General features: G+C 59.1%; 4 protein-coding genes. All 4 read left to right on the top strand.

Annotation, left to right across the window (positions count from 1 at the left end):
* Nucleotides 1–370: hypothetical protein (locus VGM51_03720; protein ID HEY3412149.1), on the top strand; the 370-nt coding region annotated here is incomplete at its 5' end.
* A 258-nt stretch (nt 371–628) separates the two neighbouring features.
* A complete protein-coding gene (locus VGM51_03715) occupies nt 629–1,864 on the top strand; it encodes a tetratricopeptide repeat protein (GenBank protein ID HEY3412148.1) in 1,236 nt (411 codons plus the stop codon).
* Nucleotides 1,865–3,127: 1,263 nt separating this feature from the next.
* A complete protein-coding gene (locus VGM51_03710) occupies nt 3,128–4,093 on the top strand; it encodes a hypothetical protein (GenBank protein ID HEY3412147.1) in 966 nt (321 codons plus the stop codon).
* A gap of 161 nt (nt 4,094–4,254) precedes the next feature.
* On the top strand, nt 4,255–4,741 hold a 487-nt coding region (locus tag VGM51_03705), incomplete at its 3' end, for a nucleoside recognition domain-containing protein (GenBank protein HEY3412146.1).

The following is a 4,741-nucleotide window of genomic DNA, read 5'->3' as shown; positions in this document are numbered from 1 at the left end:
TCTGGAGCGCGAGAGCGTGCTCCCGTTCTGGGCCGGCGTGATCCTCGGCATCGCCTACGGGGCGGGCCTGATTATCGACGCCACGGAGAACGACAACTTCCACGGACGGCAGGCGTTTCTGGTGAGCGTGTTCCTCGGCCTGGCGCATGCCCTCATCGAGGACACGCTGTTGTTCGCAGCGTTGGGCGCGTCCGTATTCTGGGTGCTGGTCCCCCGGGTTGCGGCCGCCTGCGTGCTGACGTGGGCATGTGCTGACGTGAGCATGTTCCAGAATTTTCGCGCGAAGGGCCGCTCGCTCAGAAAGCGGGTTCCAAAGCCCGCGGCGGGGATAACGGCTTTACGCACTGGTTTCAAAGGACGAACTCCTTAGTCTTGTACGTCGATTATAGTAGTGATGCGTGTTGCGGAGCCGTGATGCGCTTGGGACGGTTCGGAGACGTACCGAACGGCCCGACGAATTGACCTCGAATTCGCCCCGATGAATGATATACGCTACTCTTATATATCGAATCCTTGACAAATAAGCGGGGGGGGGGGCACAGTCTATTCAGAGCCGATATCTTCCCTCGCGCGATGTGACCATTAAGACACGCCACCAAGCGCACTGTTGTTCGCGAGGAGGTTAGTCATGCGCTTTCACTTGGGCCTGTTCACGGGCCTCACCCTTCCCCTTCTGTTCGCGTGCCCCAGCCCGGCGCAAACAGCACCAACAGCCGCCGACCTTGGCGCCGCCTACCAACTCTTCAAAGCCGGAAAGTCCACCGAAGCCCTTATCAAGTACAAAGCCATTCTGGCCGCCCATCCCACCGCCGAACTCCAACAGCAGGCCCTGTTTTGGTCGGGAATCGTTCAGGAGTCTTCTGGCCTGGATGACGATGCCATCGCATCCTTCGAACTGCTTTCGTCCACCAGTCCCGGTTACCGCTGGCCGGAGGTGCTTCACAAACTGACGATGCGGTACCACGCCAAGGGTGACGCGGCCAAGGAGAAGTACTTCCTTGACCAATTGAAGCTGCGCCGCGGCGCGTCATCGGCTCAGGCCGATAAGGCCCGCGCCGACCTTCTGATCGGCGACTACTTCAAACAGACTGGCGATTGGACTGCGGCATACCAGCAGTTCCAGAGCATTCAGGCGTCCTATCCCGAGCACGCTCAGGACATCCTATTTCAAATAGCCTACACGGCGCACTCGGCCGGCAAATACACCGAAGCCATCACCGCCGGACAGTCGTATGTGAAAAAGTACCCGGCTAGTCCACAATTCGAGGAAGCCGCCTTCCGCGTGGTCGAGGACCTGGGGTACGCCGATCGTTACAAAGAGGCCTTGGACTACCTAGACAATTTGGTGGTTAATCGGCCCGATCTGCAGACAAGGGCGCTGGTGGTGAAGGCGGACGTCTTGCTGGACGGACTGAAAGACCCAAAGGCGTCCAACGCGGCGGCACAAATCGTCATTGATGCCAACAAAGACCCATATCAGGTTTATCTTGCCAAGTACCGCGTCGCCTGGACAACGCTGAATTGGTTGCACGACATGCCGAAAGCCCGTCAGATTCTGACGGAGATATTGCCTCTCTACCCCAAAGACAATTTGGCCATAGAGATAGCAAGCGATATCGCATCGTCGTACAACACGGAAGGCGACCACGCGAAGGCCGCCCTGCTTTGGCGAGAGGCGTTGACCAAATATCCCTGCCCAGTGCCGGAATGGGACGCCTGGATTCACTATATGATCGGCCATGCCTACATGGAAGCCGGAGACAAAGACGCGGCGAAGAAGGAATGGAACGATCTCGCGATTACGCACATATCGGATAGTTGGTCTGATGCGGCCAAGCGCGAAATGAAGAGGTGGGCCAAATGAGAAACGCCGCAGTATGCGCCGCCTTGCTGGCTGCGATCGCCCGCGCCGCCATGGCCGCGCCCCCCGGAGGCAGCGGGTGTACCGCCCAACCACAGTTCAGTGCGGCCGGATGCCAGATCACTGCGTCACCAGCACCCGCCTGCGTTGGTACAGACATCACGTTTAATGTTGCGATACCGGAGGACCTCGATACCTGTGGTGATGGTCGCACACAGGCTTCGGGCAAGATCGGCATCAAGATGTGGCATTACGGGGACGGAGTCTCCAATACCTTGGGGCACCACGCATACAACAGTTGTGATACGTTCCACGTAACGGTCGACTTTGAGGACACCGCTACTGACAGCTCCCATGATGCGGACGCTACTTCCCCACGATTCGATCTGGCCGTCGGAGCGAATTGGTCCGTCGGTGATGCCATCAGTTGCGCTGGGATAACCTCTCCGTCTGATGGTACAAGGGTATCACCCAACACTCAGATAGCCGTTACCTGCGCCCCCGCTACGGACAATGACATAAAGAACTGCGGCGCATCGACACCGACCGCTGACACCTGCACATACACGTGGTCGGCAACAGGCGGGGCGTTTCTGAACCAAAATAACCATGGCCAGACAGTCACTTGGGTCGCACCTCTCCATCGTGCATCATACACAATCACCGTCGATGTAGACGACTCTCTCGCAATACCTGCCGGTGACTGCGGCGCAAGAGATGACCAGCCTCGTTCGTTCCACATAATCGTATACTGCTGTGACCATCAGCACCCAATAAACTTCCACCAGACCATAGGTGAAGTGGACCCGCAAAATGCGAAAACGCTCTACTTCTATTATGTCTGGGAATCACCGACATTGGTTGCGGCCGATCTCAATACCTGTATGGTTGGCGAGGTCGTCACGTATCCTGGGCCGGCGCCAAACCCCCCGTTTGTGAACTTTGCGCCGGGAAACGTACTAAACCTCAATCATCCTGGGCCACTTCTCTGGATTGAAGATCACCACTGGCCCCCTTCGATGGATCCGCAGCATCCAAATCCGGCCCAGTACCCAGTGTACGAAGCTACGCAAAGCTATGCTTACAATTGCAGCGTATGCATGGCGGCAGGTACCTATCAAGTCATGCCCGGGTCCGTACCCGAACCGCACCCCATCGATCGGTACGTCGAGGTGTCCAATCCCAATCCGCCGGTCTCTTACAACTACCGGATAGTCAAAACAGGCGTGACGGGAATATTCCCTGCTGAACCATAGGAGGTAACGAATGGTTGCATCGCAAGTTCGTGTGTTGTTCGTACTTAGCGTTATCTTCGTATCGGTGGGCTCGGCGGCGATTGCCGGCGGATTGTCGGCGACGGCAGCGCCCGTCTCGGTGCGCATGGCGCTTAGAGCGAACACGATAACGCTCGGTGAACCCGTTGTATTGGATTATGATATAACCGATTCCGTTAGCCCACCGATAACGGTAGATCTGGGAAAGGACCAGGAGTCGTGGCTATCCGTTTCGATAGCGCCCCTGTCCGCCGCGCGCCGGGCCGTCGCGGTCCGTTCCCCTGAACCGCTGCGCATTGGGGGTATCTCCACCAGTCGGGTGCGATCGGTCACCCATCGATCCAGCATTCACGATCACGTGGTGGTATCTCGCCGTTCGTCGTTTGTCGGGCCGGGACGATATACACTCCAGGTTGAGAGCGAGATTCCGTACCTGATTGGGGCAGAAGCAGGCACCGTAGTGTCCCTCAGGCCGGGATACCTTCCCTTCACGGCGCCAACGGGCGTGGTTCGCGTCACAAATAGGCTGACTCTCGTCGTGAAGCCCGAGAACGTAGCACGGTTGCACAAAACCGCCCGGTCCCTGATTTCCGCCGCCACAGTGAGAGGAAGGAATGTGGTGGACGCGGTCACAGCCATCCAGTCGTTGTTCACGATGCCTCCGAAAATCGTGGCCGGCGAGTGGCTTGCGCTGTTTCAAAATGAGGGACTCGGGTTTCAAACGAGCATGGCAATCCAGGAGCTAACGCGCACGGGATCTCCGCAAGCGGCCGATATCCTGGAGAAGCTCAACAGTGATGCAAAGCGCCCAGCCTATGTAAGGGCGACCGCGCGTGCAGGCTTGTTGCACATGTGGAAACAGGGCGATGTCCCTTTGAAGCACCGAATCGCCGACCATTTCATCAAGACCGAAGGGAGGATGCCGAGCGCCGCGTCGTTTTCCCCGCCGCCGGACTAGAGCGACGATGCCGAGTTCCGTGCGGCATCACTGACACGTGAAGCCGGGCGGCCCATAGCGCGAAGGGCCGCCCGGTTTGGCGTGTGAGTGATGCGTTGGCCGCTCTCGGGTGGGCGCGCCTTTGGCCCCAGCCACCCCCAGCCTGCTACCTTGAAGGCACGATGGAACCCACTCCGGCGTCTCCGATAGTGATTACCCGTCGCGGCCTGATGCGGGGCCTGCGGCTGTTCGTCACGCTTCTCAAGGTGATGGTCCCGGCCTATATCGCCGTGTCGCTGCTCAAGCAGACGCCGTTTTTGGATGCCGCCGTGCAGGCCGTGGCGCCGCTGATGCGCTGGGTTGGTTTGCCGCCGTCCGCCGCGATCCCGCTGGTCGTGGCGTTCTCCGGCAGCCTGTACGGGGCGATCGGCGCGATGCAGAGCCTGCACTTCACGCCGGAGCAGATCACCCAGATCGCGGTTGTGATGCTCATCGCGCACAACCTGATCGTTGAGCTAAGCATCACCGCCCGGTTGCGGACGCGCTGGGTGTTGATCGGCCTCTTCCGTGTGACCGCCGGCCTGTCGATGGGCGCGCTCCTTCACTACGCTTTCGGTTTCAACGCGCACGCGTCAGGGGGCGAGGCGGCGTTCGCCTCGCTCCGACCGG

The organism is Armatimonadota bacterium (assembly GCA_036504095.1).
In the GTDB taxonomy this organism is placed as follows: Bacteria; Armatimonadota; DTGP01; order JAKQQT01; family JAKQQT01; genus DASXUL01.
This window is presented reverse-complemented; position numbering and strand designations above follow the sequence as displayed.